This is a genomic window from Pseudohaliea sp., assembly GCF_040217025.1.
Classification (GTDB): domain Bacteria; phylum Pseudomonadota; class Gammaproteobacteria; order Pseudomonadales; family Halieaceae; genus Pseudohaliea.
In genome coordinates, this window is record NZ_JAVJOA010000010.1 from 759,379 (window position 1) to 784,946 (window position 25,568).

Genomic DNA, 25,568 nt, shown 5'->3' on the forward strand with positions numbered 1-25,568 from the left:
GACCGGCTGCTCCAATATCCGGGTGCCCGTGGCGCCCCCTAGCCGCCCGCGCGGCCCGGGCCTGTCCTTTCCCTCTCGAATCACACCCCAGAACAAATCTATGAACCTGACCGACCTGAAGACCAAAGCAACGCAAGAACTCATCGACATCGCCCAGGGTATCGGCCTCGAGAACATGGCCCGGTCCCGGAAGCAGGACATCATCTTCTCCATCCTCAAGAAGCACGCGAAGAGCGGTGAGGACATCTACGGCGACGGGGTGCTGGAGATTCTCCAGGACGGCTTCGGCTTCCTGCGCTCGGCGGACAGCTCCTACCTCGCGGGCCCCGACGACATCTACGTGTCACCGAGCCAGATCCGCCGCTTCAACCTGCGCACCGGTGACACCATTACCGGCAAGATCCGTCCGCCCAAGGACAGCGAGCGCTACTTCGCCCTGCTCAAGATAGGCGAGGTCAATTTCGATCGGCCGGAGAACTCCAAGAGCAAGATCCTGTTCGAGAACCTGACGCCGCTGTTCCCGACGGAGCGGCTGACCCTCGAGAAGGGCAACGGCAGCACCGAGGACCTCACCGGCCGCATCATCGATCTCGTGGCGCCGATCGGCAAGGGTCAGCGCGGCCTGCTCGTGGCACCGCCCAAGGCCGGCAAGACCATCATGATGCAGAGCATGGCGCAGGCGATCATGAGCAATAACCCGGAGTGCTACATCATCGTGCTGCTCATCGACGAGCGGCCCGAGGAAGTAACCGAAATGCAGCGCTCTGTGGGCATCCGCGGCGCCGAGGTGGTGGCGTCCACCTTCGACGAGCCGCCGGCCCGCCACGTGCAGGTGGCCGACATGGTCATCGAGAAGGCCAAGCGCCTGGTCGAGCACAAGCGCGACGTGGTCATCCTCCTCGACTCCATCACCCGTCTCGCCCGCGCCTACAACACGGTGATCCCGAGCTCCGGCAAGGTGCTCACCGGTGGTGTCGACGCGCACGCCCTGGAGCGGCCGAAACGTTTCTTCGGCGCGGCCCGGAACATCGAGGAGGGCGGCAGCCTGTCCATCCTTGCCACGGCGCTCATCGACACCGGCTCGAAGATGGACGAGGTGATCTACGAGGAGTTCAAGGGCACGGGCAACATGGAGCTGCACCTGGACCGCAAGATCTCCGAGAAACGCGTCTACCCGGCTATCAACATCCGCCGCTCCGGCACCCGCCGCGAGGAACTGCTTACCGGGGAAGAGGAACTGCAGCGCATGTGGATCCTGCGCAAGCTGCTCCACGGCATGGAGGATCTGCCGGCCATCGAGTTCCTCATCGACAAGCTGAAGGACACGAAGACCAACGACGAGTTCTTCATGTCCATGCGCCGGAAGTAAGCGCGCAGCTTGCTATACTCCCCGCCCACTTGCGAGAGGGCACGGCATGGCCGCACGCTACGCAGACCTGCGGGATTTCATCGACGCCCTGGAAAAACAGGGTGAACTGAAACGCATCGACATCGAAGTCGACCCCTGCCTGGAAATGACCGAGATCGCCGACCGCACGCTGCGCGCCGGCGGCCCCGCGCTGCTGTTCACGAACCCGAAGGGCTCCTCCGTTCCCGTGCTCGCCAATCTCTTCGGCACCGAGCGCCGGGTCGCCCTCGGCATGGGCGCCGACGATGTCAGCGCCCTGCGCGAAATCGGCGAACTGCTCGCCTACCTGCGCCAGCCCGATCCGCCGGAGAACTTCCGCGACGCCATCGACAAGGCGCCGCTGCTGAAGAAAGTCATGGCCATGGGGCCGAAGGTCGTGCGCAACCCGCCCTGCCAGGTGCACGTGCGCGAGGGCGACGCGGTGGACCTCTACGAGCTGCCCATCCAGACCTGCTGGCCCGGCGACGCCGGCCCCCTCGTGACCTGGCCCCTGGTCATTACCCGCGGGCCGCAGAAGAAGCGGCAGAACCTCGGCATCTATCGCATGCAGCTCATCGGCCGCAACAAGCTGATCATGCGCTGGCTGTCGCACCGGGGCGGTGCCCTCGACTACCGCGACTGGCAGCAACAGTACCCGGGCAAGCGTTACCCGGTGGCCATCGCCCTCGGCGCGGACCCGGCCACCACCCTCGGCGCCGTGACGCCGGTGCCGGACAGCCTCTCCGAATACGCCTTCGCCGGCCTCCTGCGCGGCGGCAAGACGGAGCTCGCCGAGTGCGTGACGCCGCTCTGCCGCGAGCACGGTCTGCAGGTCCCGGCGAGTGCCGAATTCGTCCTCGAGGGCTACCTCGAGCCCGGCGAACTCGCCGACGAAGGCCCCTTCGGCGATCACACGGGCTACTACAACGAGGTCGACCGCTTTCCCGTGTTCACCGTGGAGGCGATCACCAGCCGCGAGGCGCCGATCTACCACAGCACCTACACCGGGCGTCCACCGGACGAGCCGGCCATTCTCGGCGTGGCCCTCAACGAGGTCTTCGTGCCCCTGTTGAAAAAGCAGTTCCCGGAGATCGTCGACTTCTACCTGCCGCCGGAGGGTTGCTCCTACCGCATGGCGGTAGTGACCATGCGCAAGGAATACCCGGGGCACGCCAAGCGGGTGATGCTCGGCATCTGGTCTTTCCTGCGCCAGTTCATGTACACCAAGTTCATCGTCGTCACCGACGACGACGTCGACGCACGCAACTGGCAGGACGTGATCTGGGCAATCACCACGCGCATGGATCCCCGCCGCGACTGCACCTTCGTGGACAACACGCCGATCGACTACCTGGACTTCGCCTCACCGGTTGCCGGCCTCGGCTCGAAGGTAGGCCTCGACGCCACCAACAAGTGGCCCGGCGAAACGGACCGCGAGTGGGGCGAACCCATCCGCATGGACGACGCGACCCGGGAACGGGTGGACGCGATCTGGGACAGCCTGGGGCTGTAGCGACACGCCGCTGACCGGAGGGGCGCCGAAGCCCCTGTGAAAAGGGCCGTGAACGGGGCAGCGGGAATTGTTGCGCGGGTTGCCGCGAGGTTTCAGTCTTTCTCTTCTTCGACCCGCTCGCCGTCGAGGCGGCGATCCTCGGGCACGAGGTCGTCCCCGCCCACGACGTCCGGCAGCGGCAGCTCCGGGAGGGCCTCGCCCTGCAGGGTGATGCCCGTGTTGAAGTACTGGGCGGCCAGGCTCGTCTCCCCGCTGGCCAGCAGCAGCCGGCCGAGCTCCGCGCAGGCCTCTTCCGTGGGGCCGGCCTGGATGCTGCGCTCGAAGTACTGCCGCGCCCGATTCCAGTCCTGCTGGCGGGCGGCGAGGCGGCCGAGACAGAGGAACAGTTCCGGGTCGTCGCCGTGCTTGCCCAGCCAGTGCTCGGCCTGCGTGAGCTGGCGCTTGCCCTTCTCCAGCGCCAGGCGACCGTAGCGATTGACCAGCGCCGGGTCCCAGCGCCTCTTCAGCGTGCGCGTGATCAGCTTTGCCGCGTCGTCCCCGGCGCCGACCTTCTCCAGCAGTTCCACGTAGCGGTGCAGGAGCGCTTCATCCTGCTGCAGCGCCGGCGGCACGCGGCGCCAGGTGAGCTTGAGGGCCGCGGCCGTGTCGTCGCCGAGATCGAGGGCCGCGCCCTCGAGGAGCCGCAGGTGGCACTCGCGCTCGAGGCGGGCTAGCTCCTTGTCCGGCAGCGCACCCTGCCGCCTGAGTACCGGCAGCAGCTCGGCGAGCCCCTCCCAGTCGCCGAGACCGAGCAGCGCCTTGCAGCGCAGCCGCGAGACCTGGGGGCTGTTACTGCGCTGGGCCACCCGCTCGAGGCAGGTCAGGGCGCGATCGAACTTGCCGCCCTGCAGGGCGAGTTCAGCCTGGGTCAGGTCCACGGCAACGGCGGACTGCACATCCTCGCGCAGCGCCGCCTCGAGGTCGCTCCGCATCTGTTCGGGGTCATCGAGCTGGAAGCTGGCGCGGGCGGCCATCAGGTGATTGAAAACCGGCGACGCGCTGTGCTTCGCACCGCGCTGCAATGCGCGGCGGGATTTGCGCCAGTCGCCCTCGATATAGCTGATCAGGCCCCGGTTGGTGAGGCGCGCGGCCTGGCGGCGCTGCCGGCCGGTGGCCCAGAAGCGCACCGACCCGGGGCTCGCCAGCAGCCGGGCAATCGTGCCGACGACCGCGTACAGCACCAGGACCAGCACGGCAATCAGCAGCAGGCCGACCCAGAGGCTCGACTCCACGGTGTAGCCCCCGAAAGCGATGAGCAGGTAGCCCGGCTCGCTCTCGATCATCGCCACCAGGCCCACGCCCAGCAGCAGGGCGATGAGCGCAAGGAGGAAGAAGCTGCGCATCAGTCGCCGCTCCGGCCCGCGCGCGCGGCGAGCACGGACTGCATGGCGGCGAGGCTGCCGGTCGCGTCGGGGACGTCGACGCTCACGCGCTCACCCGCGAGGTCCTCGAGCTCGGCGACCATGGCGGCAGCGCCCTCGGGGTCGCTGGCCTCGAACTCGCGGACCCAGCCCGCGGCGCGCTCCACGCTTTCCCGGTACAGCCGGCCGTTGCCGGAGAGCAGCGCCACCTGGGCCTGCTCCAGCAGCATGCGCAGGTTCTGGCGCACCAGCCGCTCCCACTGCGGGTCCATGAGGACTTCCACCGGCTCGTCCCGGCGGCGCACCACGACGTAGTCGGAAAGCTTGGCGAGGGCGCGCTCGTAGCCCTGGCGCAGCCGGCTCTGCCAATCGCCCTCACCCTTCGGCGGAGCGTCGCCTTCCGGCAGGGAGGGCGTAGCGAAGACCTCGAGGCTGTCGATGCGGTCGATGAGGGCGGCGAGGCGCAGGTAGGCGCCCTGCCGGTCGAGCTTCGGTACCGCGCGTACCGCGGCGAGGTCCTCGGCGATGGCCTCGCGGACCGCGTGGAGCGATGGATCGTCGAGCTCGCGCAGCACACCATCGGCACTGCGCAGCAGGGCCTGAGCGGAGGCGGTGTCCCCGGTCATGACCAGGCGCTGGTTGGCGAGGCGCAGGAGATAGTTGGTCTCGGCGAGCAGCCAGCTGTCGCGATCGCCGGCGCTGACCTGCTGGAACTCCTCGAGCTGGCTGCGCTGGCGGGCAAGCTGGCCGTCGAGGCGCTCGAAGCGTCCCGCCACCGAATCGCGCAGGCCGGCGACGGCCTTTGCGGTCTCCGCCTGTCCGCTGCGGGCGTCGCGGGCGTCCTCCGCCACATCCGCCAGCCGGTCGCGGAGCTCGTCGTCGGCGGCCTGGAGCTCGCCGCGCAGCTGTGTCTCCGCGGCCTTCACCGCGAGCTCGACCTGGCGCTCCAGGGCGGTGTTGAGCTGTTCGAGGGTCGCGCTCTCGCGGCCGGACACGGCCTCGAGGCCGGTGAGCCGCTGCAGCACGTCGCTGTCCCGGCGCTGCCCGTCGAGCAGGCCCCAGAAAGCCGCGCCGGCGGCAAGCACGGCGATGGCCAGGGCGAGTTTCGGGATGAGGGGATTGCCCGCGGGCTCGGTCGCGGTCGCCGGCGCTGCTGCCGGGGTGGCTGCGGGGCCGGCCGCGCTGCCGGCTGCAGCGGCGGTGTGCGCCGCGCTCCCGCTGCCTGCCGCTGTCGCCGCCGGGCCGTCGTCCACCGGGGCGTGCTCTGCCGCGTCGCCGTCGGGCGCTGACGTTGCATCGGCCCCGTCGGTGGTGTCGTGGTACTCCGCGCTGTCGCCGTCGCGGTCTTCGTCTTTCGTCACTCGCTTTCCCCCAGGGCCGACCACCAGCGCTGCGCCGCGGCCAGCATGGCGTCGTCTGCGGCGTTGGCCGCGACCACCGGTTGCTGCCAGCCCGCGGCGACGGCTTCCTCCGCCACCCGCGCCGACGGTACGACCAGCGTGATGTCCGCTAACTTATGCGTTTCCCGGGGCCGAAGCAATGCCGTCAGGTTAGCGAGTGCTTCACCGCTGGAAATGAGTATCAGGCGCACAGCCTCCCGCGCCAGCCGGTCCCGGAGCCCGGCCCCGTCGAGGGCCGGTGCCACGCGCCGGTAGCACGCCAGCTCGTCGACCTCGGCCCCGCGGGAGGCTAGCGTCTCGCGCAGGGCCTGCCGTCCCCCCTCCCCCTTGACGATGAGGACGCGATCGCCGCGCACGGCCGCCAGTTCCGGCAACGCCAGGAGTCCCTCGCTGGTCATGTCGGCACCGGGGGTACGCACCGCGAGGCCGGCCTCGCGCAGTGCCGCAGCGGTGCTGTCGCCCACTGCGTAGCAGGCGACGCCCGGCGGCCACTGGGGCCAGTAGTCGAACAGCAGCTCGAGGCCGAAGCGCACGGCGTTCCGGCTGATGAAGATGCAGTGCTGGTAGCGATCGAGGTCCTCTACCAGCCGGCGCTGCGCAGGCGCCAGTCCGCCGAGGGGCTCCAGGGCGAGGAGCGGCTGCCGCGTGACCGTGAATCCCGCCGCCTCGAGCCGCTCGCAGAGGCTGTCGCCCTGGCCGGCCGGGCGCGTGACCAGGACCGTCGGCGCGGGGCCCGGGCGCACTAGCGGTTGTACACCTCGGCGAGGATGGCCTCGGCGCCCTGGCCGAGGAGATCCTCCGCCACGGCGATACCCAGGGCCTCCGCCTCGGCCGCCGGCGCGCGGCCCTCGGCGCGCAGCACCGTGGTGCCGTCCGGGCGGCCCACGAGACCGCGGAGCCAGAGTGCACTGCCGCCGTCCACGTGCTCCGCGTAGGCGGCAATGGGCACCTCGCAACCGCCCTGCAGGCGCCGGTTCAGGGCCCGCTCGGCCAGCACACGCTCGGCGGTGGCCCCGTGGTGCAACGGTTGCAGGAGCTCGAGGGTCGCTCGGTCCTCGGTGCGCAGCTCGATGCCGACGGCGCCCTGGCCGCCCGCCGGCAGCGAGTCGGCGACGGGGATGTGGTTGCGGATGCGCTCGCCGAGTCCCAGGCGCAGGAGGCCGGCGCTGGCGAGGATGATCGCGTCGTACTCGCCGTCGTCGAGCTTGCGCAGCCGCGTCTGCACGTTGCCGCGCAGGAACCGCACCGTGAGATCGGGCCGGCGGGCGCGCAGCTGGCATTCCCGGCGCAGGCTGGAGGTGCCGACCACCGCCCCCGCGGGCAGGTCCTCGACGCGCCCGTAGCGGTTGCTGACGAAGGCATCGGTGGGCTCCTCCCGCTCGCAGATCACGCCGAGGCCGAGGCCGTCGGGAAACTCCATGGGTACGTCCTTCATGGAGTGCACGGCGATGTCGGCGCTGCGGTCGAGCAGGGCCGTCTCCAGCTCCTTCACGAACAGGCCCTTGCCGCCGACCTTGGCCAGGGGAACGTCGAGGATCTGGTCCCCGCGGGAGGTCATGCCGAGGAGCTCGACGCTTAGGCCCGGGTGCGCCGCCGTGAGCGCGTCGCGTACGTACTCCGCCTGCCACAGCGCGAGCGCGCTCTCGCGGGTCGCGATGGTGACTGTCTGGCCCATGTGGTTCCCCCGGTGTCTGAAAGCGGCGCCATGATACCAGCGACCGCCCCGGGGGTCAGCGCGCCGCGAGCCGCTCCCGGAACGCCCCCAGGTGCCGCCGGCTCACCGCAGGCCGCTGGTCGACCCCGTCGAGCTCAACGACCCAGCCGCCGTCCCCGCGGGCGAGGCGGGTGACGTGGGCGAGCGCGACGAGGGCGCCGCGGTGCACGCGCGCGAAGCGCTGCGGGAACTCGCGCTCGAGGTCCTTCAGGGTTTCGTCCAGCACCAGCGAACCGCCGGGGGTGTAGGCAACCACGTATTTCTGCTCCGCCAGCAGGCAGCGCACCGCGTCGACGGGCAGGGTTCGCATGCCGCCGTGGCCGCTGCTCACCAGTTCACGGCGGCCCTCGTCACCGCGCAGCGCCGCGAGCTGGGCGCGGTTGACCCGGCCGGCCGCGGCCAGGGCCTGCGCGAGCTCGGCCTCGCGGACCGGCTTCAGCAGGTAACCGACGGCCGCGTGGCGCAGGGCATCCAGGGCGTAGGCATCGTAGGCGGTGCAGAACACCACGGCCGGTGGCTGCGCCATGGCGGCGAGCTGCTCCGCGACGGCGAGGCCGTCGATGCCGGGCATGCGGATGTCGAGCAGCACGAGGTCCGGCGGCGCGGTCTGCACGGCGCGCAGCGCGCTCTCGCCGTCCCCCGCCTCGCTGACGGCCGCGTCCGGGCGCAGGCGCGCGAGGAGCCGCTGCAGCCGCTCGCGGGCCAGGGGTTCGTCATCGACGACCAGGATTCTCATCGCGCTCGGTGCAGCGGCAGCCGCACGGCCACGGCGTAGCTGTCGCCCGCCCGCGCGGCGCGGAAGCGGTGGCGCTCCGGGTAGAGTGCCGCAAGCCGCTGGCGGATATTGTCGAGGGCCAGGTGCTCGCCGGAGCCGGCGCCGGCCCCGCCCTCCCCGGGTACCGGGTTTACCAGCGAGAGGCGCAGCTCGCCGTCCCGCGCCTCGATCACGACCCGGATGCAGCCGCCCTCGGGCAGGCGGGCGATGCCGTGGTTGACGGCGTTCTCGAGCAGCGGCTGGAGCAGCATCGACGGCAGCCGCTCGGCGCGGGCGGCGTCGTCCACCGCCCATTCCACGGCGAGCCGGTCGCCCAGGCGCAGGGTCTCGATCGCCAGGTAGCGCTCGCAGAGCGCGAGCTCCTCGGCGACCGTTGTCTCCTGTTCGTCCTCACGCAGGCTCGCTCGCAGCAGGTCCGCGAGGTCCTCGACGGCCCTTTCCGCAGCCGCGGGCCTGGCACCGATGAGGCTGGCGATACTGTTGAGCGTGTTGAACAGGAAGTGCGGGTGGATGCGCGAACGCAGCGAGGCGAGGCGCGCCTGCAGCCCCGCGCGCTGCTGCCGCACGAGCTGCTGCTGCAGGTAGAAATAGCGCAGGACGATGCCGGCCAGGAGCACGGCAACCAGCACGTTGCGCAGAATCCAGCCGGGGGCCTGCACCGCTTCCAGCGTCGGCGGGTAGGCGAGGCGCGCAAGGCCGCTGCTCACCGCCGTCACCGTGGCGACCACGGCGAGGGCGACGACGGTCACGAACGGCAATCCGAAGCGGGCCAGGAGCGGGCGCAGGGCGCAGAGCAGCGCGGATGACAACAGCACGCACCACTGCACGAACAGGGAGGCCGGCCCGAGCGCCTGCCAGTCGAAAGGCCGGGGCACGCTGTCGGCGAGATGGTGGACCAGCACGAGCAGTTCCGCCAGCAGCACCGCAAAGAAAACGGCCCGCGGCGCACACAGGTCGGGCAGGAAGAAATCGTCTTCGGGCAGCGGACCAGCCGCGCCCGGCGGCTCGCGTCGCGGCATCGCCGGCTCCCGGTGAAACGGCGCTGTTATACTTGCACGCCCGCCCGCGGTGGACAAGGCGAGGGTTGGCGGCGGACAGCAACGCGGCGGACAACGGCGACAGGGAAGAGGGCATGAGCAGGGACGGCAGCAGCGACGGCGACACGAGCAACGTCTGGGGAGGACGCTTCAGCGAGGCGACCGATGCCTTCGTGCAGCGTTTCACCGCCTCCGTGGCCTTCGACCGGCGCCTGGCGCGGGAGGACATTGCCGGCTCGCGTGCCCACGCGGCGATGCTGCGCGACCGCGGCGTGCTCAGCGCCGACGACCACGAGCGCATCGCCAGCGGCCTGGACCAGGTCGCCGCCGAGATCGAGGCGGGAGCGTTCTCCTGGTCGGAACGCCTGGAAGACGTGCACATGAACATCGAGGCACGGCTGACGGAGCTCGTGGGCCCCGCCGGGAAACGCCTGCACACGGGGCGTTCGCGCAACGACCAGGTCGCCACCGACATCCGCCTCTGGCTGCGCGAGGCCATCGACCGCATCGCCGACGAGCTGGGCAGGCTCCAGCGCGGCACCATCGGCCTCGCCCGCAGCCACGCCGACACCATCATGCCCGGCTTCACGCACCTGCAGACGGCGCAGCCGGTGACCTTCGGCCACCACCTGCTGGCCTGGAACGAGATGCTCGAGCGCGATTACGGCCGCCTCCGCGACTGCCGGGCGCGGATGAACCAGTGCCCCCTGGGCGCAGCGGCGCTGGCGGGGACCACCTTCCCCCTGGACCGGGCGCAGACGGCCGCCGCCCTCGGCTTCGACGGTCCCTGCGAGAACTCGCTGGATGCGGTTTCGGACCGGGACTTCGCCATCGAGTTCTGCGCCTTCGCCGCGCTGCTCATGACCCACCTCTCGCGCATGGCGGAAGAGCTCGTGCTCTGGACCTCCGCGCAGTTCGGCTTCGTCGAGCTGCCGGACCGCTTCTGCACCGGCTCCTCGATCATGCCGCAGAAGAAGAACCCGGACGTCCCCGAGCTCGTGCGCGGCAAGAGCGGCCGCACCAACGGCAACCTGGTCGCCCTGCTCACGCTCATGAAGAGCCAGCCGCTCGCCTACAACAAGGACAACCAGGAGGACAAGGAACCGCTGTTCGACTCTGTCGACACGGTCCTCGACGCCCTGCGCGCCTTCGCCGACATGGTGCCGGCCATCGAGCCCAGGGCCGACACGATGCGCGCCGCGGCGCTGCGCGGCTTCGCCACGGCGACGGACCTCGCCGATTACCTGGTGCGCCGGGGCCTGCCCTTCCGCGACGCCCACGAGGTCGTGGGCAAGGCCGTCGCACACGGGCTGGACACCGGCAAGGACCTCGCCGAGATGGACCTCGAAACGCTGCGGCGTTTCTCGAGCAGCATCGACGACGACGTCTTCGCCGTGCTGACCCTCGAGGGTTCCGTGGCCGCGCGGGAGCACATCGGCGGCACCGCCCCGGCGCAGGTCCGCGCCGCCGCCGAGCGGGCCCTGGCGCGGGTCGAGGCCCGCGGCAAGCCGCGCTAGTCCGGGCGGGCCCTTCGCGTGCCCTCGGGCGCGGCGCTATACTGCGCCGTTTGACGTTTCCGGAAGTGCTTATCGTGAATCGCCTGTACCGCGCCCTGCTGCTCGTGGCGCTCGCCCTCGGCGCCGGCTGCGGCCAGCTGGGGCCCCTCTACCCCGCGCCGCCCGCCGAGGATGCCAGGGAAGCGGAATCGTGAACGCCTTCCCGCGCCGGGCCGGCGAGCTCTACGCCGAGGGGGTACCGCTGGCGGCCATCGCAAAGGCCGAGGGCACGCCCTGCTACGTCTACTCCCGCGCCGCCATGGAGGCGGCGCTCGACGCCTACCACGAGGCCCTGGCCGGCTGCAGGCACCTGGTTTGCTACGCCGTGAAGGCGAACTCCAACCTCGCCGTACTGGACCTGCTCGCCCGCCGGGGCGCGGGCTTCGACATCGTCAGCGGCGGTGAGCTCGAGCGCGTCGTCGCCGCCGGCGGCGACCCCGCCAGGGTGGTCTTCTCCGGCGTCGGCAAGCAGGCCGGGGAGATGGCCCGGGCGCTGGAGCTCGGCATCCGCTGCTTCAACGTGGAATCGCCGGCGGAGCTCGAGCTGCTCGACAGCGTCGCCCGCGCGCACGGCGTCGTCGCGCCGGTCTCCGTGCGGGTGAACCCGGACGTGGACGCCGAGACGCACCCCTACATCTCCACCGGGCTGAAGGAAAACAAGTTCGGCATCGACAGCGACGGCGCCCTGGCCGTCTACCGGCGGGCGGCGGAGCGGGCGGGCCTGCGCGTCATCGGCATGGACTGCCATATCGGCTCGCAGCTGACCAGCACCGGCCCCTTCCTGGACGCGGTGGCGCGCATGCTCGAGCTGGTGGACCGGCTCGCCGACGAGGGCATCACCCTTCACCACCTCGATATCGGCGGCGGCCTCGGCGTTCGCTATCGGGACGAACAGCCGCCGACGATCGCGGCTTACATCGCTGCCCTGCGCCGGGCCGTGGGCGAGCGCGACCTCGAGCTGGTCTTCGAGCCGGGCCGCTCCATCGTCGCCAACGCCGGCGTCCTGCTGACCACCGTCAACTACCTCAAGCACTCCGCGTGGCACAACTTCGCGCTGGTCGACGCGGGCATGAACGACTTCATCCGCCCCGCGCTCTACGAGGCCTGGGTGGATATCGAGCCCGTGGACGACAGCGCCGGCGGCGAGACCGGAAGCTGGGACGTGGTCGGACCGGTCTGCGAGACCGCGGACTTCCTCGGCCGCGGCCGCGAGCTGTCGCTCAGCCCCGGCAGCCTGCTGGCGGTGCGCGGGGCCGGCGCCTACGGTTTCGTCATGAGCTCGAACTACAACACCCGGCCGCGCGCCGCCGAGGTGCTCGTCGACGGCGAGCAGTGGCACGTGGTGCGCGAGCGCGAAACCCTCGACGACCTGCTGCGCGGCGAGCGCCGCCTGCCCGCCTGAGGTCCGCCGTGGCCATCCGCTTCACCAAGATGCACGGTATAGGCAACGACTTCGTCGTCCTCGACGGGGTCACGCAGCACCTGCAGCTGAAGCCCCGGGACATCCGCCGCCTCGCGGACCGGCGCCGGGGCATCGGCTGTGACCAGGTCCTGATCGCCGAACCGCCCGGGCGGCCGGACGTGGACTTCCGCTATCGCATTTTCAATGCCGACGGCAGCGAGGCCGGCCAGTGCGGCAACGGGGCGCGCTGCTTCGCCCGCTTCGTGCGCCACCGCAAGCTGACCGCGAAGCAACTGATCACCGTCGAAACCCAGGGCGGGCCCATGACCCTGCGCATGCTCGACAAGCACCAGGTCGAGGTGAACATGGGTGCACCGCGCCTGGACCCGTCGGACATCCCGCTGCACCGCGAGACCCGCGCAGCGACCTACGAGCTCGCCGTGGACGGCGAGCCGCTGCGCATCGGCGCGCTCTCCATGGGCAACCCGCACGCGGTGCTGCGCGTCGACGACGTCGCCCATTGCGACCTGGAGCGCCTCGGTCCCGCCATCGAGGGGCACCCCGACTTCCCGGAGCGCGCGAACGCCGGCTTCCTGGAGGTGGTCGACCGCAGCAGCGTGCGCCTGCGGGTCTACGAGCGCGGCGCCGGCGAGACCCTGGCCTGCGGCTCGGGCGCCTGTGCGGCCGTGGTCTGGGGCCGGCTCCAGGGCTGGCTGGACGAGCAGGTGACAGTACACCTGCCCGGCGGTAAGCTTTCCGTAAGCTGGGCGGGCGAGGGCGAACCGGTCCTGCTCAGCGGCCCCACGGCCATAGCCTTCGAGGGCACGATCCGACTCTAGCGGCGAGGACGCAGCGCATGGCAGCACAGAACCCGCGGCAGAGTGCCGCCGAGGCGGTACCGGACGAGTCGCAGCTCCGCGACTTCCTCCTCGACAACCCCGATTTTTTCCAGCGCAATCCGGACCTGCTGCGCACCCTGCACATTCCCCACGGGAGCGGCGACGCGGTGTCGCTCGTCGAGCGCCAGGTCAGCGTGCTGCGCGAGCGCAACGTCGACCTGCGTCATCGCCTGAAGGAGCTGACGGACGCCGCACGGGAGAACGAGACCCTCTACGTGGGTACCCGCGCCCTCGTGCTGTCGCTCCTCGAGGCGGCGGACCTGCCGGACCTGCTGGCGCGTTTCGAGAACGGCATGGCCGAGCATTTCGACACCCCGCACGCGGCCCTCGTGGTCTACGGCGACGGGCCGGCGGAGGGCGCCTGCCGCTGCGCCGACCGCGAAGCCGTCGAGGCACACCTGGGCAGCCTGCTGCGCGGCGGCAAGCCCGCCTGCGGCGCCCTGCGCGCCGAGGAATTCGGCTACCTGTTCCCCGGCGCCCGCGGTGCCGGCTCGGCGGCCCTCGTCCCGCTGGACTTCGGCGGCGACCGCGGCCTGGTCGCCGTGGGCAGCGGCGACGCCAAGCGCTACCACAGCCAGATGGGCACCCTCTTCCTCGAACACCTGGCCGCCGTGATCGGCCGCGTCCTCGCCCGTCTCGACCGCGAGGGAGCGCCGGCAGCCGACGCCTGACGCCGTGACCGCCGCGCGGGAGACCGTGGACTTCGCCACGGCGGTGGATGATTTCCTCACCTACCTGCGCGACGTGCGCCAGCTGTCGCCGCATACCGTCGACGGTTACGCCCGCGACCTCGCCGGGCTCGGCGACGCGCTAGGCGGCCAGGGCATCTACCGCCCGGAGAAGGTCCAGGAGGCGCACATCCGCCACTGGGTCGGCGGCCTGCACCGCCGCGGCCTCTCCGGCGGCAGCATCCAGCGTGCCCTCTCGGCCGCCCGCTCGCTGTTCAACTATCTCGGCCGCAGCGGCGGGCACCCGCGCAACCCGGCGGCCGCCGTGCAGGCGCCGCGGCGCGCGCGCAAGCTGCCGCGCACCCTCGATCCGGACCAGCTGCAGCAATACCTCGTCTTCGAGCAGGACGCGCCGCTGGCGATCCGCGATCGCGCCATTGCGGAGCTGTTCTATTCGTCGGGCCTGCGCCTGGCGGAACTCGTCGCCCTCGACATCGATGACCTGGACCGGCAGCAGCGCCTGGTCACGGTGACCGGCAAGGGCCGCAAGACCCGCACCGTGCCCGTGGGCACCGTCGCCCTGGACGCGCTCGAGGCCTGGCTGCGGGTCCGGCCCTCGCTGCAGGCCGACGCGGACGGCAGCCGCGCCCTGTTCACCAGCAGCCGGGGCCGCCGCATCAGTCTGCGCAACATCCAGGCCCGGCTGCGGCTCCAGGGCCGGCGCAGCGGCATGCGCCAGGACGTGCACCCGCACATGCTGCGGCACTCCTTCGCCAGCCACCTGCTCGAGTCCAGCGGTGACCTGCGCGCCGTGCAGGAACTGCTGGGACACGCCAATATCGGCACGACGCAGATCTACACCCACCTCGACTTCCAGCACCTCGCGAAGGTCTACGATGCCGCCCACCCCCGCGCCCGGCGCCCCGCAGGCAAGGAGGGCGGGGAGGACGAATGACCGTCGCGGTGGTCACCTTCGACCTGGACAACACGCTCTGGGACGTGGAGCCCGCACTGCTGCGCGCCGAGGCCGCGCAGCGCGCCTGGCTGGAGCGGCACCGCCCCGGCGCGCTCGCCGGCCTGGATGACAGCGCCCTGTTCGAGCGCAAGCGCGCGCTGGTGCGCCGCGAGCCGCGGCTCGCACACCACGTGAGCGACATGCGCCGCCAGTTCCTCTACGAACTGCAGCGCGACGCGGGCTACGGCGAGCGCGAGGCGCGGGCCGGCGCCGAGGCCGCGTTCACCGTCTTCCTGGGGGAACGCCACAAGGTGGAGCTGTACGAGGAGGCGCTGGCGGTCATCGAGCAGCTCGCCCGTCACTACCGTATCGGCGCACTGACCAACGGCAATGCCGACATCTACAAGACGGACGCGGGAGACTACTTCGACTTTGCCTTCCTGGCGGAAGACGTCGGTGCGAGCAAGCCCGCGCCGGAGCTGTTCCGCGCGGCCATCGAGCGGGCCGGGGTCGAGGCGACGGCCATTGCCCACGTGGGCGACTCGCCGTCCCACGATGTGGCCGGGGCGCGGGAGGCGGGCCTGAAAACGGTCTGGTTCAATCCCGGCGCAGAGCCCTGGGACCCGGCCCAGGGTGCACGGCCGGATGCAACGGTGCAACAGCTCACGGAGCTGCCGTCGGCGCTGGCGGCTCTCTAGCCTTCAGGACCGCCGGTCACCGACGCCCTGTCGGCGGAGACCGGGTTCAGACGGCTTCTTCGCCGGTCTCCCCGGTGCGGATGCGGATGACCTGCTCGAGGTCCGTGACGAAGATCTTGCCATCGCCGATCTTGCCGGTGTTGGCCGCCTTGATGATCGCCTCGACGATGGCATCGAGCTGGCCCTCAGCCACGGCGATCTCCAGCTTCAGCTTGGGCAGGAAATCCACGACGTACTCGGCGCCGCGGTAGAGCTCCGTGTGGCCGCGCTGGCGGCCGAAGCCCTTGACCTCGGTAACGGTGATGCCCTGCACACCGATATCGGACAGGGCGGCGCGCACGTCGTCCATCTTGAAGGGTTTGATGATCGCGGTAACAAGCTTCATGGTCGCGCGTCTCCGGGAATTGAACCGCGATGATAGGAAGGCGAGGGGGCAGGTGGCAAGGACAAAGCGCGGATAAAAAAAGGGGGCCCGAGGGCCCCCTAAAACGCATTTTTCAATGCGCCCGCAAGCTTGTGCTATTTCTGGGTGACGAACTCCGGGTAGGCCTCGAGGCCGCACTCACCGAGATCGACACCCTCGTACTCTTCCTCTTCACCCACGCGGATGCCCATCACCATCTTGATCACGAAGAACACGATCAGGCTGGTGAGGAAGACCCAGAAGAAGATCGTCGCCGCGCCGATGAGCTGCCCCGTGAAGCTGGAGTTCTCGCCGTTGGTGACCGGGACCAGGAGCAGGCCCAGCAGGCCGACCACGCCGTGGACGGAGATGGCACCGACGGGGTCGTCGACGTGCAGCTTGTCCAGGGTGATGATCGAGAACACGACCAGGACCCCGCCGATGGCGCCGAAAATCGTCGCCTGCAGCGCGCTCGGCGTATCCGGGCCGGCGGTGATGGCCACGAGGCCGGCGAGGGCGCCGTTCAGTGCCATGGTGAGATCGGCCTTGCCGAACATCAGGCGCGCGGTCAGCAGCGCGGCGACGAGGCCGCCGGCGGCCGCCGTGTTCGTGTTCATGAACACCACGGCGACGGCGTTGGCGCTCTCGACGCTGGCCGTGGCCAGCACCGAGCCGCCATTGAAGCCGAACCAGCCCATCCAGAGGATGAAGGTGCCGAGCGTCGCCAGCGGTAGGTTGGCGCCCGGAATGGCGTTGACGCTGCCGTCGGAGCCGTACTTGCCCTTGCGCGGCCCGAGCAGCAGCACACCGGCCAGGGCTGCCGCCGCGCCGGCCATGTGGACGATCCCGGAGCCGGCGAAGTCGAGGAAGCCTAGGTCGCCGAGCGTGTAGATGCCGAAGACCGGGTTGCCGCCCCAGGTCCAGCTGCCCTCCATCGGGTAGATGAAACCGGTCATGATCACCGCAAAGGCAAGGAACGCCCAGAGCTTCATGCGCTCGGCGACCGCGCCGGAGACGATGGACATGGCCGTGGCGACGAACACCACCTGGAAGAAGAAGTCCGCCGACGGCGCGTAGGCGGCGGGCTCGTCCGCCCCGGCGACACCGTCACCGGCTATCGTCGACAGGAAGATGTCGCCGCCGTACATGAGGGCGTAGCCGCAGACCATGTACATGATGCAGGCGATCGCGTAGAGCGCCACGTTCTTGGTTAATATCTCCGTCGTGTTCTTGGCCCGCACGAGACCGGCCTCGAGCATGGAGAAGCCGGCCGCCATCCACATCACAAGGGCCCCGCACACCAGGAAATAAAACGTGTCCAGCGCGTATTGCAGTTGAAAGATATCGTTTTCCATGGGATTCACTCTCGTCTCGAAGTCCTGTTAAGCGGTCTCAGATGGCTTCTTCACCGGTCTCGCCGGTGCGAATCCGAATGACCTGCTCGAGGGTGGAGACGAACACCTTGCCGTCGCCGATCTTGCCGGTATTGGCTGCCTTGGTGATCGCCTCGATCGTCTGCTCGAACAGGCTTTCGCCGACGGCGACCTCGATCTTCACCTTGGGCAGGAAATCCACCACGTATTCCGCGCCCCGGTAGAGCTCCGTGTGGCCCTTCTGGCGACCGAACCCCTTGACTTCCGTGACAGTGATGCCCTGTACGCCGATCTCCGACAGCGCTTCGCGCACGTCGTCCAGCTTGAAGGGCTTCACCACAGCCGTGATCAGTTTCATGTAACTCTCCCGATGTCCTGGCGGCGCTTCACAGGCGCGCCGAGTTCTGTGTCCTCGCAGGTGGCGCTGTCACCGACAGCGCCCGGATCGCCGCAGTCTCAGCCGGACCACCGAGCCAGGTCAGTGGCGGATGACGATTCCTGCCGGCGGGATTGCAGAGCGTATGCCAGCGAATATTTTTGGTCCGGATAACAATGACTTACAAAAAACAGGGCCATGCGGCGGCCGCCGCGGCACGCGATCCCGCAGAGACTGCCGCACCACGAGAAAGCAATGCACCGCCATGGTGCACTGTCCGGCGCTGGGCCCTGTCTGCGCGATCCTCTACACTGCCCGCTGGAAACCGGGGGACACCCAATGGCGCTGAAACCACCACCGATCGGCGAGGTTATCCAGCAGGTCAACGAGCTCGTCGGGGCCGAGGGACTGCGCGGCGAGGTCGACCGCAACGCGAAGCTGCTGCTGCAATCCGCGCTGGCGCGCCTCGACGTGGTCAGCCGCGAGGAGTTCGACGCCCAGGCCGCGCAGCTGGCGCGCACCCGCGCCCGGGTGCAGGCACTGGAGGCCGAGCTGGCGGCCCTGCTGGAACAGCTGGACGCGCTGGAGAAAAACCGGGGTTGACCGGGCCGCCGCACCGGCCGCCAGCAACGCAGCTGCTCAGGGACGAGCGATGGACGACGCGACCGATTACGCCATGGTCTACAGCCGTGCGAGCGCCGGGCTGGACGCCCCGCTGGTGCGAGTCGAGACCCACCTCGCCAACGGCCTGCCCGCCTTCCAGGTCGTCGGCATGCCCGAGACCGCCGTGCGCGAGAGCCGCGACCGGGTGCGCAGCGCCCTGCTCACCAGCTGCTTCACCTTTCCGCAGCGGCGCATCACCGTCAACCTCGCCCCGGCAGACCTGCCCAAGGGCGGCAGCCGCTTCGACCTCCCCATCGCCCTCGGTATCCTCGCCGCCTCCGGCCAGCTGCCGGCAGCGGGCCTCGGCGCCTGGGAGTTCATCGGCGAACTGGCCCTGGACGGGGGCCTGCGCCCGGTGCCCGGCGTGGTGCCGGTGAGCATCGCGACCGCCGACGCGGGGCGGCGCCTTGCCCTGCCGGACGCCGCGGCCGGCGAGGCAGCGCGCGTGCCCGGCAGCCGGGTTTTCTGCGCCCCGGACCTGCTCTCCCTCTGCGCCGGGCTGCGCGGCACCCGCCCCCTGCAGCCGGCCACCGCGGCAATGGCCGCCGCGCCCCCGCCCGCGCCGGACCTCGCCGACGTGATCGGCCAACCGGGCGCACGGCGCGCGCTCGAGATCGCCGCCGCCGGGGGCCACCACCTTCTGTTCACCGGTCCCCCGGGCACGGGCAAGACCATGCTCGCCAGCCGCCTGCCGGGCCTCCTGCCGCCGCCGGAGCCGCGCTTGGCGCTCGAAACACTGGCCCTGCACAGCCTTGCAAGCCGCGGCAGCGTGCCCGAACGGCCCTTCCGGGCACCGCACCACAGTGCGACCGCCGCTGCGCTCGTGGGCGGGGGCAGCGTACCCCGACCGGGCGAGATATCCCTCGCCCACGGCGGCGTGCTCTTCCTGGACGAGCTGCCGGAGTTCGGCCGCCACACGCTGGACATGCTCCGCGAGCCGCTGGAAGCCGGCCGCGTCACCCTGGCGCGGGCCCGGCACCGGGTCAGCTTCCCGGCGCGCTTCCAGCTGGTCGCGGCCATGAATCCCTGCCCCTGCGGCTATGACGGCGACCCGGATCACGCCTGCCGCTGCACCCCCGAGCAGATCAACCGCTACCGGCAGCGGGTCTCCGGGCCGCTGCTCGACCGCATCGACCTGCACGTCCCCGTCCCGCGCCCGCCGCCCCGGGATCTCCTCGCGCAGGCTGCCCGCGGCGAGGGCAGCGCGCCGGTGCGCGAGCGGGTGCTGGTGGCAAGGAACCGGCAGCGCGCGCGCCAGGGCCGGTGCAACGCGGAACTGGACGACGAGGCGCTGGCCCAATACTGCCCCCTGGGCGGCGCTGATCGCGAACTGCTCGCCCAGGCCACGGAGCGCCTCGGGCTGTCACCGCGGGCCCTGAAGCGCTGCCTGCGCGTCGCCCTGACCCTGGCAGACCTCGCCGCGGTGCTGGCACCCGGCCGGGCACAGCTGGTGGAGGCGCTCGGCTACCGGCAGCCGGCGGCGGAGTGACTGATCAAGGTTTCAAGGTTCCCCTGCCGCGGCCTTCGTGACACGCTACGCGCCCGGACAGCCACGACCCGCCCGATGACCGACCTGAACGCCCAGCAACGCGAAGCCGTTCGCTACATCGACGGCCCGCTCCTCGTCCTCGCCGGAGCCGGCAGCGGCAAGACCAGCGTCATCACCCGCAAGGTCGCGTACCTGGTGCGCGACTGCGGCCTGCGCCCCGATCGCGTTGCCGCGGTGACCTTTACCAACAAGGCGGCCCGGGAGATGCGCGAGCGCCTTCACCGGCTGCTGCCCCGGGAGCAGGCGGAGGGCCTGGCCATCAGTACCTTTCACCAGCTCGGCCTGCGCATCCTGCGTGCAGAGCTCGGCAAGGCGGGGCTGCGCCGCGGCTTTTCCATCATGGACAACCTCGACAGCCTCGCCCTGCTCCGGGACCTGCTCGCCGGTGAACAGGGCCGCGCGGCAGACCAGGCCGCGGCGGTCATGCAGCGCATCAGCCAGTGGAAGAATGCCGGGGTGCAGCCCGCGCAGGCCGCCGGCACCGCAACCGACGCCGCCGCGCTGCTGGCGGCCCGCGCCTACGAGCGCTACGACGAGGCGCTGCGCACCTTCAACGCCGTCGACTTCGACGACCTGCTGGCGCTGCCGACGCAGCTGCTCGGGCGCTGCGCAGAAACGCGGCAGCGCTGGCAGGAGCGGGTGCACTACCTGCTCGTGGACGAGTACCAGGACACCAACGAGGCGCAGTACCTGCTGGTGCGGCAGCTCGTGGACCCGCGCGGTGCCCTCACCGCCGTGGGCGATGACGACCAGTCCATCTACGCCTGGCGCGGCGCCCGGCCGGAGAACCTGGGCCAGCTCGGCCGTGATTTCCCGGCCCTGCGCGTCATCAAGCTCGAGCAGAATTACCGCTCGCGCACCCGCATCCTGCACGCGGCCAACACGCTCATCGCCAACAACCCGCACCTGCACGAAAAGTCACTGTGGAGCGAGCTGGGCCCCGGCGATCCGCTTCGCGTCATGCAGTGTGCCGACGAGGACGCGGAGGCCGAACAGGTCGTCGCTGAAATCGCCGACCACCGGCTGCGCCGGCGCACGCGCTGGGGCGACTACGCGATCCTCTACCGGGGCAACCACCAGGCGCGGCTCCTGGAGCTGGTACTGCAGCGCCAGCAGGTGCCCTACCAGCTGAGCGGCGGCACGTCCTTCTTCGCCCGCAACGAGATCAAGGACGTCATGGCCTACCTGCGGCTGCTCCTCAACCCCGACGACGACAACGCCTTCCTGCGCGCCGCCAACACCCCCCGCCGGGGCCTGGGTGCGACCACCCTCGCGGCGCTCGGCCAGGCCGCCGCGGCTTCGGGCACCAGCCTGGCCCGGGCCTGCGAGGGCGAGGGCCTGCCTGCGGCGACCGCCGAGCGGCTGCGCGCCTTCACCGCCCTCCTCGGCAGGGCCCGGCGCGCGGCCCGCGAGGGCGGCGGCACGGAGGCCCTGCGCGGGCTGCTCAGGGAAATCCGCTACGAGGACTGGCTGGTCAAGCAGAGCTCGGACGAGGCAGTGGCCGAACGTCGCATGCGCAACGTCTGGTTCCTGGTGGACAGCCTCGGCGAGCTCATGCGCCGGGAAAGCCTGTCGCTGGAAGACGCGGTCGCACAGCTGGTGCTGCGCGACCTCATGGAGCAGCAGGAGGAGGAGCGCGCCAGCGGTGAGGCGGTGCAGCTGATGACGCTGCACGCGGCCAAGGGGCTCGAGTTTCCCCACGTGTTTCTCATCGGCATGGAGGAGGGGCTGCTGCCGCACCGCAACAGTCTGGAGGACGGTGCCATCGAGGAGGAGCGGCGGCTGGCCTACGTCGGCATCACCCGCGCCCGCGAGACGCTGACCCTGACCTGGGCGCGCCAGCGGCGCCAGTACGGCGAAAAGATCGACACGACGCCGAGCCGCTTCCTCGACGAGCTGCCGCAGGGCGACCTCGAACGTGTCGGGGGTACAGACGCGGACGAAAAGAAAAACAGCGAACGGGGCCAGGAAACCCTGGCCTCGCTGCAGGCGCTGTTTGACTGAGCCGGACCGGCGGCCGCCGGTCCGGGAAGGGCTTACTGGCTGTTCTCGACCATGTAGTCAACGGCGGCCATCACCTGCTCGTCGGACAGGTCGGCGCGGCCACCCTTGGCCATCATGCTGGTGCCCGCAACGCCGTTGATGCCACTGCTGTGCAGCGCGTCCATGCCCTTGGCGATCCGCGGCTCCCACTGGTCGACGTTGCCGACCATCGGCGCCCCGCCGGCGCCGGTCGCGTGGCAGGCCATGCAGGCCTGGTTGTAAACGGCTTCGCCGTCGACCGTGGCCGCCGCCATCGCGTCGCCGCCCGCTGCCGCACCGGCACCGCCGGCCTGCTTCACGCAGCTGCTGTCACCCTGGAGGCACACGGAGCCGACGGGCTCGAGCCGCTTGGCGATCTCGGCGCGCTGCTCTTCGGTCAGGTCAACGGCCATGGCCGACAGGGCCAGGCTGCCGGCCGCGGCCGCCACAAGAATCTGTTTCAACACGGTGTTTCCTCCCTGTTAATGGGCGCGCATTATAGCCACTCGGCCGCCGGCCGGAAACTCGCCCGGCAACCCCTTCTCAACCGCCTCGCAGCGCCTGCTGATCGCCCTCGGGCTCCCTGCCGGAACGCGCACAGGAGCCGCCGGGAACTGGCCGGGGACGCCGGCACGACATGTCCTGCGGGGGCTGCTACATTACGGGCCCGTTCCAGATCCGTGGGAGTCACCGCATGCAGCTCTACACCTTCGACCCGGCCCCGAACCCCCGGCGCCTGAGCCTGTTCCTCGCCTACAAGGGCATCGAGCTTCCGACCACCCAGGTCGATCTCATGAAGGGCGAGCAGCTGGGCGAGAGCTACCGCGCCATCAACCCGGCGGGAACGGTCCCGGCCCTGGTGCTCGATGACGGTACCGTGATGGCCGAGGTGATCGGTATCTGCGACTACCTCGAGGCGCTCTACCCGGAAAAGCCGCTCTTCGGCGACGGCCCCCTGGCGCGGGCGCAGGTACTGGCCTGGGACCATCACCTTTTCGTCGGCGTGTTCATGGCCATCGCCGAGACCCTGCGCAACGGCAACCCGGCTTTCGAGGACCGCGCCCTCCCGGGGCCCTTCAAGGTCACGCAGATCCCGGCCCTCTGCGAGCGCGGCCGGCAGCGGCTCGCGCAGACCTGGCCGGCGCTGGACAAGACACTCGCCGGGCGCGACTTCCTCGTTGGCAGTGGCGTCACCCTCGCGGACATCGACCTGCTCGTGGCCATCGAGTTCGCCGGCTGGATCAAGGAGTCGGTGCCGGAAAGCTGTACCCACCTCCACGGCTGGCTGGCCCGCACGCGCGAGACCTTGGGCATCCAGGGCTAGCGTCCTGCCCCGCGGCGCGCTCACAGCCCTGGTCCTCGCTGCCTGCCTGGGCGCCTGCACGCGCGGGCCGGGGGAAGACCTCGAGCGCTACGTCGGCCGCCTCGAGGGGGCCCTGGGCACCGCCGCGCCCGAGGCCGGCGACGCCGGCCGCCCGCTGCCACCGCGGGTGGGCGCGGTCCAGCTGGCGCTGCCCGGCGACAGCATCGACGCCCTCGACTTTCTCGCGCTGCGCGGCTGCGCGCTGCAGGTCACCGTCGGCAAGCGCAACAGCAGCCTGGGCCGCCTCGCCGCGCCCTCGCAGCGGCTGCTCCTGGAGCTGGAATTCCTTCGCCTCGCCCCCGCCTGCAGCGAGCGGCTCCGCGGCGAGGGGCGCGACGAGCTGGCGGCGACCCTTGACCGGGCAGCGGCCAGCAAGCGGGCGCAGCTCCCGGGGCGGATCTTCAACGCCACCCTGGGCAGTGACGAGTTCCGCGACTTCTGGCGGGCTCCGGCGACGCTCGCTGCCTATCCGGCGGAAACCAGCAGCGAGCCGGTGAGCGCCCTCGCCGCTATCGACGCGCTCGCGGCGCGCTGGCTCGCCGGCGACTACCGCGCGGACAACCAGGCCTTCGAGCTGCTGCTCTCCGCCGTCGCCCGCGGCGACGGCGGTGCGCTGCTGGCCGCGCTGGCCCTGCAGCGGGAGGCGCTGGCCCGCGCCAACGCCATGCTGGCGCGGCGCTCGGCCGAGGGCCCGCTGTGCCGGGGCGGCCTCGTGCCCGCGGAAGTCGACGTACTGCGCACGGTCGTGCGCAAGTTCTTCGTGGGCGGGGTCCAGCCCTGGTCCGCTGCCGTGGAGCGGCGGCGACAGCAGCTCCTGCCACCGCTCGAGGCGCTAGAGGGTCGGCTGGTGGAGGCACTGCCCCCGCCTTACCTGCAGTGGCGCCGGCAGCGCGACGAGGTCCTCGCCGCGGCCGGGGCCCCGCGACGGCACGTGGAAGCCATTCTCGAGCTGCTCGCCGACTGCCCCGGCGGCCCTGGCGTTTCCCCCGGCCCCGCACCCGCCTGACGGCACAGCCGGGCCACCGTTCACGGCGCCGGCAGCGGTGGTACCATGAGAAGACGCCAACGGAAGGACGCCCCCATGACTGACCGACTCCTCTTCCCGCACCGCCTCGTCGGCGCCGTGATCGCACTGTTCGTACTGGCCGGACTGGGCGCCTGCGCCAGCAAGCCACCGGAATCGATGGTCGACTTCAACCCCGGCTATGACTTCAGCGGCGTGGACACCGTGGCCTGGTACCGGGACTCGGGTCACGTGGGCGGCCAGAACCCGCTGAACCTCTCCGACATGACCCGCGACCGCATCGATCTCGCACTCGAGCGGGCGCTGGAAGCCAAGGGCATCACCATCGTCGACGACCCTGCGAACGCCGACCTGCTCCTGAGCTGGCATCTCGCGACGGAAGACAAGACCGACGTGCGCACCTACGAGACGCCGGCCTACGGCGGCATGTACGGTGCCGGCTGGGGACCATACAACCGCTACTCCATGTACAGCTGCTGGTCCTGCATGCCCACACGGACGGATGTCTCCGTGCAGCAGTACACGCTCGGCACCTTCATTGTCGACATGATCGACCCGGCACTGAAGAAATCGGTCTGGCGAAGCGTGACCAGCTCCCGGCTCAAGGGCGAGCCGGAGCGTGACCAGGACAAGTACGACAGCGCCGCGGTGCGCATCCTCGCCGCCTTCCCGCCCCTGGCGGGACTGCCCGACAGCGAGTAGCCGCGCTCACCGTCGCCCCGGCACCGCGGCCGGGGTGACGCGGAAACCCGCTAGCACATCTGCCGGAACAGCAGCATCAGCCGCTTGGCCCGGGACAGGCGGGTGAACATTTCCCGCGGGTCGAGATCCCGGGTGAGGAAGTCGGAGACACCGTCGAGCTGGGTGACGTCGACCCCATCGAGTTCCAGGAAGCCCATGCGCCAGTCGGAGAACTCGCGCTCCTCCACCGGTTCATCGAACAGCACCTCAACACGCTCGTGGCGCGGGTCAGCGGTGACCCGGGAGAAGATCGCGCGGACGTCGCTCTCCGCCCCCTCGAGAACCTGGAAAAAGGAATTGTCGCGGTGCAGAAGCACACCGGTAATGCCGCGGGCCTCGTTGTAGGCGCGGGCGTTCTCCAGCAGGTGCAGGAGCTCATCGGCGGTCATGGGCCTACGCTGGGTACTCACGTAACCGATGTGATACAGCGTGGGCTGGCCCCCGGGTTCGCGGCTTCGGCCGCGTTCCGAACCATCTGGCATTGCCTTCCCTCCCTCGAGCCGGCGGGAGTGCCGGCCTACCGCCACTGACGGGCGGTTAGCTTGAGACTCCAAGTATAGTTACCTATACTTGACATGCATAATGTCAAATTTTATTGACAGTCTCGCGCCGCTGACCCATGCTCATGGGAGTGATTCGCATTGCACCCC

General features: G+C 70.6%; 25 protein-coding genes. 14 read left to right on the top strand and 11 right to left on the bottom strand.

Going from position 1 to position 25,568, the window contains the following annotated elements:
• Positions 1-100: 100 nt before the first annotated feature.
• Both rho and ubiD read left to right on the top strand, forming a co-directional pair.
• A complete protein-coding gene (rho, locus tag RKE50_RS14875) occupies positions 101-1,369 on the top strand; it encodes a transcription termination factor Rho (RefSeq protein WP_350037617.1) in 1,269 nt (422 codons plus the stop codon).
• A gap of 46 nt (positions 1,370-1,415) precedes the next feature.
• Entirely contained in the window at positions 1,416-2,900 is a 1,485-nt protein-coding gene (ubiD, locus tag RKE50_RS14880) for a 4-hydroxy-3-polyprenylbenzoate decarboxylase (protein WP_350037618.1), read from the top strand.
• Between the two features lie 92 nt (positions 2,901-2,992).
• On the opposite strand, the gene RKE50_RS14885 is transcribed toward ubiD, so the two are convergent.
• The 6 genes from RKE50_RS14885 to RKE50_RS14910 are packed head-to-tail and all read right to left on the bottom strand — an operon-like array spanning position 2,993 to position 9,208.
• Positions 2,993-4,282: a heme biosynthesis HemY N-terminal domain-containing protein gene (locus tag RKE50_RS14885; protein WP_350037620.1), complete on the bottom strand. Its 1,290-nt coding sequence runs from the start codon at positions 4,280-4,282 to the stop codon at positions 2,993-2,995.
• Positions 4,282-5,661: a uroporphyrinogen-III C-methyltransferase gene (locus RKE50_RS14890; RefSeq protein WP_350037622.1), complete on the bottom strand. Its 1,380-nt coding sequence runs from the start codon at positions 5,659-5,661 to the stop codon at positions 4,282-4,284. The genes RKE50_RS14885 and RKE50_RS14890 overlap by 1 nt, the downstream gene beginning before the upstream one ends.
• Positions 5,658-6,443 carry a uroporphyrinogen-III synthase gene (locus tag RKE50_RS14895; RefSeq protein ID WP_350037624.1) on the bottom strand — a complete coding sequence of 262 codons (786 nt, stop codon included), beginning with the start codon at positions 6,441-6,443 and terminating at the stop codon, positions 5,658-5,660. The genes RKE50_RS14890 and RKE50_RS14895 overlap by 4 nt, the downstream gene beginning before the upstream one ends.
• Positions 6,443-7,375, bottom strand: a complete 933-nt coding sequence (gene hemC, locus RKE50_RS14900) for a hydroxymethylbilane synthase (RefSeq protein ID WP_350037626.1) — start codon at positions 7,373-7,375, stop codon at positions 6,443-6,445. Before hemC ends, RKE50_RS14895 begins: the two co-directional genes overlap by 1 nt.
• Before the next feature lie 55 nt (positions 7,376-7,430).
• A complete protein-coding gene (locus RKE50_RS14905) occupies positions 7,431-8,150 on the bottom strand; it encodes a LytR/AlgR family response regulator transcription factor (protein WP_350037628.1) in 720 nt (239 codons plus the stop codon).
• Positions 8,147-9,208 (bottom strand): sensor histidine kinase, encoded by a 1,062-nt coding sequence (locus RKE50_RS14910; RefSeq protein ID WP_350037630.1) that lies wholly within the window; start codon positions 9,206-9,208, stop codon positions 8,147-8,149. Before RKE50_RS14910 ends, RKE50_RS14905 begins: the two co-directional genes overlap by 4 nt.
• A gap of 113 nt (positions 9,209-9,321) precedes the next feature.
• Between RKE50_RS14910 and argH the strand changes: the two genes are divergently transcribed.
• From argH to RKE50_RS14940, 6 genes are all read left to right on the top strand, one after another.
• Positions 9,322-10,743 (top strand): argininosuccinate lyase, encoded by a 1,422-nt coding sequence (gene argH, locus RKE50_RS14915; protein ID WP_350037896.1) that lies wholly within the window; start codon positions 9,322-9,324, stop codon positions 10,741-10,743.
• A gap of 190 nt (positions 10,744-10,933) precedes the next feature.
• Positions 10,934-12,184, top strand: coding sequence for a diaminopimelate decarboxylase (gene lysA, locus RKE50_RS14920; protein ID WP_350037632.1), 1,251 nt, complete (start codon positions 10,934-10,936; stop codon positions 12,182-12,184).
• A gap of 8 nt (positions 12,185-12,192) precedes the next feature.
• The gene (gene dapF / locus RKE50_RS14925) at positions 12,193-13,023 is read left to right on the top strand and encodes a diaminopimelate epimerase (protein ID WP_350037633.1); all 831 of its coding nucleotides are present in this window, start codon (positions 12,193-12,195) and stop codon (positions 13,021-13,023) included.
• Between the two features lie 17 nt (positions 13,024-13,040).
• Positions 13,041-13,754 (top strand): DUF484 family protein, encoded by a 714-nt coding sequence (locus RKE50_RS14930; protein WP_350037635.1) that lies wholly within the window; start codon positions 13,041-13,043, stop codon positions 13,752-13,754.
• Between the two features lie 4 nt (positions 13,755-13,758).
• On the top strand, positions 13,759-14,706 hold the full coding sequence (xerC, locus tag RKE50_RS14935) for a tyrosine recombinase XerC (RefSeq protein WP_350037637.1): 948 nt from the start codon (positions 13,759-13,761) through the stop codon (positions 14,704-14,706).
• On the top strand, positions 14,703-15,404 hold the full coding sequence (locus RKE50_RS14940; protein ID WP_350037639.1) for an HAD family hydrolase: 702 nt from the start codon (positions 14,703-14,705) through the stop codon (positions 15,402-15,404). The genes xerC and RKE50_RS14940 overlap by 4 nt, the downstream gene beginning before the upstream one ends.
• A 46-nt stretch (positions 15,405-15,450) precedes the next feature.
• Here RKE50_RS14940 and glnK (RKE50_RS14945) read toward each other — a convergent pair whose 3' ends face one another.
• The 3 genes from glnK (RKE50_RS14945) to glnK (RKE50_RS14955) form a co-directional block, all read right to left on the bottom strand.
• Positions 15,451-15,789: a P-II family nitrogen regulator gene (gene glnK, locus RKE50_RS14945; RefSeq protein ID WP_035518223.1), complete on the bottom strand. Its 339-nt coding sequence runs from the start codon at positions 15,787-15,789 to the stop codon at positions 15,451-15,453.
• 134 nt (positions 15,790-15,923) lie between these two features.
• Positions 15,924-17,162 (bottom strand): ammonium transporter AmtB, encoded by a 1,239-nt coding sequence (gene amt / locus RKE50_RS14950; RefSeq protein ID WP_350037641.1) that lies wholly within the window; start codon positions 17,160-17,162, stop codon positions 15,924-15,926.
• A 37-nt stretch (positions 17,163-17,199) separates the two neighbouring features.
• The gene (glnK, locus tag RKE50_RS14955; protein WP_350037644.1) at positions 17,200-17,538 is read right to left on the bottom strand and encodes a P-II family nitrogen regulator; all 339 of its coding nucleotides are present in this window, start codon (positions 17,536-17,538) and stop codon (positions 17,200-17,202) included.
• Positions 17,539-17,895: 357 nt separating this feature from the next.
• On the opposite strand from glnK (RKE50_RS14955), the gene RKE50_RS14960 reads away from it, so the two are divergent.
• The 3 genes from RKE50_RS14960 to RKE50_RS14970 all read left to right on the top strand — a co-directional run bounded on the left by RKE50_RS14960 (position 17,896) and on the right by RKE50_RS14970 (position 21,772).
• Entirely contained in the window at positions 17,896-18,159 is a 264-nt protein-coding gene (locus tag RKE50_RS14960) for an accessory factor UbiK family protein (RefSeq protein ID WP_350037646.1), read from the top strand.
• A 49-nt stretch (positions 18,160-18,208) separates the two neighbouring features.
• Positions 18,209-19,708: a YifB family Mg chelatase-like AAA ATPase gene (locus tag RKE50_RS14965; protein ID WP_350037648.1), complete on the top strand. Its 1,500-nt coding sequence runs from the start codon at positions 18,209-18,211 to the stop codon at positions 19,706-19,708.
• Between the two features lie 75 nt (positions 19,709-19,783).
• Complete coding sequence (locus RKE50_RS14970) at positions 19,784-21,772, top strand: UvrD-helicase domain-containing protein (RefSeq protein WP_350037650.1); 1,989 nt, start codon at positions 19,784-19,786, stop codon at positions 21,770-21,772.
• 32 nt (positions 21,773-21,804) lie between these two features.
• On the opposite strand, the gene RKE50_RS14975 is transcribed toward RKE50_RS14970, so the two are convergent.
• The gene (locus RKE50_RS14975; RefSeq protein WP_350037652.1) at positions 21,805-22,257 is read right to left on the bottom strand and encodes a c-type cytochrome; all 453 of its coding nucleotides are present in this window, start codon (positions 22,255-22,257) and stop codon (positions 21,805-21,807) included.
• A 227-nt stretch (positions 22,258-22,484) separates the two neighbouring features.
• On the opposite strand from RKE50_RS14975, the gene RKE50_RS14980 reads away from it, so the two are divergent.
• The 3 genes from RKE50_RS14980 (at position 22,485) to RKE50_RS14990 (ending at position 24,879) form a co-directional block, all read left to right on the top strand.
• Positions 22,485-23,114, top strand: coding sequence for a glutathione S-transferase family protein (locus RKE50_RS14980; RefSeq protein WP_350037654.1), 630 nt, complete (start codon positions 22,485-22,487; stop codon positions 23,112-23,114).
• Between the two features lie 46 nt (positions 23,115-23,160).
• Positions 23,161-24,159, top strand: a complete 999-nt coding sequence (locus RKE50_RS14985; protein WP_350037898.1) for a DUF3080 family protein — start codon at positions 23,161-23,163, stop codon at positions 24,157-24,159.
• 75 nt (positions 24,160-24,234) lie between these two features.
• Positions 24,235-24,879, top strand: coding sequence for a DUF4136 domain-containing protein (locus RKE50_RS14990; protein WP_350037656.1), 645 nt, complete (start codon positions 24,235-24,237; stop codon positions 24,877-24,879).
• A 50-nt stretch (positions 24,880-24,929) separates the two neighbouring features.
• On the opposite strand, the gene RKE50_RS14995 is transcribed toward RKE50_RS14990, so the two are convergent.
• Positions 24,930-25,400 carry a BLUF domain-containing protein gene (locus tag RKE50_RS14995; RefSeq protein ID WP_350037658.1) on the bottom strand — a complete coding sequence of 157 codons (471 nt, stop codon included), beginning with the start codon at positions 25,398-25,400 and terminating at the stop codon, positions 24,930-24,932.
• Positions 25,401-25,568 lie beyond the last annotated feature (168 nt).

Coding starts and splice junctions, on each gene's coding strand:
- argH (WP_350037896.1), top strand. CDS start 9,322: ATGAGCAGGGACGGCAGCAGCGACGGCGACACGAGCAACGTCTGGGGA.
- RKE50_RS14885 (WP_350037620.1), bottom strand. CDS start 4,282: ATGCGCAGCTTCTTCCTCCTTGCGCTCATCGCCCTGCTGCTGGGCGTG.
- RKE50_RS14965 (WP_350037648.1), top strand. CDS start 18,209: ATGGACGACGCGACCGATTACGCCATGGTCTACAGCCGTGCGAGCGCC.
- RKE50_RS14905 (WP_350037628.1), bottom strand. CDS start 8,150: ATGAGAATCCTGGTCGTCGATGACGAACCCCTGGCCCGCGAGCGGCTG.
- RKE50_RS14970 (WP_350037650.1), top strand. CDS start 19,784: ATGACCGACCTGAACGCCCAGCAACGCGAAGCCGTTCGCTACATCGAC.
- glnK (WP_350037644.1), bottom strand. CDS start 17,538: ATGAAACTGATCACGGCTGTGGTGAAGCCCTTCAAGCTGGACGACGTG.
- hemC (WP_350037626.1), bottom strand. CDS start 7,375: ATGGGCCAGACAGTCACCATCGCGACCCGCGAGAGCGCGCTCGCGCTG.
- amt (WP_350037641.1), bottom strand. CDS start 17,162: ATGGAAAACGATATCTTTCAACTGCAATACGCGCTGGACACGTTTTAT.
- ubiD (WP_350037618.1), top strand. CDS start 1,416: ATGGCCGCACGCTACGCAGACCTGCGGGATTTCATCGACGCCCTGGAA.
- RKE50_RS14910 (WP_350037630.1), bottom strand. CDS start 9,208: ATGCCGCGACGCGAGCCGCCGGGCGCGGCTGGTCCGCTGCCCGAAGAC.
- RKE50_RS14980 (WP_350037654.1), top strand. CDS start 22,485: ATGCAGCTCTACACCTTCGACCCGGCCCCGAACCCCCGGCGCCTGAGC.
- RKE50_RS14960 (WP_350037646.1), top strand. CDS start 17,896: ATGGCGCTGAAACCACCACCGATCGGCGAGGTTATCCAGCAGGTCAAC.
- RKE50_RS14930 (WP_350037635.1), top strand. CDS start 13,041: ATGGCAGCACAGAACCCGCGGCAGAGTGCCGCCGAGGCGGTACCGGAC.
- RKE50_RS14995 (WP_350037658.1), bottom strand. CDS start 25,400: ATGCCAGATGGTTCGGAACGCGGCCGAAGCCGCGAACCCGGGGGCCAG.
- glnK (WP_035518223.1), bottom strand. CDS start 15,789: ATGAAGCTTGTTACCGCGATCATCAAACCCTTCAAGATGGACGACGTG.
- RKE50_RS14940 (WP_350037639.1), top strand. CDS start 14,703: ATGACCGTCGCGGTGGTCACCTTCGACCTGGACAACACGCTCTGGGAC.
- rho (WP_350037617.1), top strand. CDS start 101: ATGAACCTGACCGACCTGAAGACCAAAGCAACGCAAGAACTCATCGAC.
- RKE50_RS14990 (WP_350037656.1), top strand. CDS start 24,235: ATGACTGACCGACTCCTCTTCCCGCACCGCCTCGTCGGCGCCGTGATC.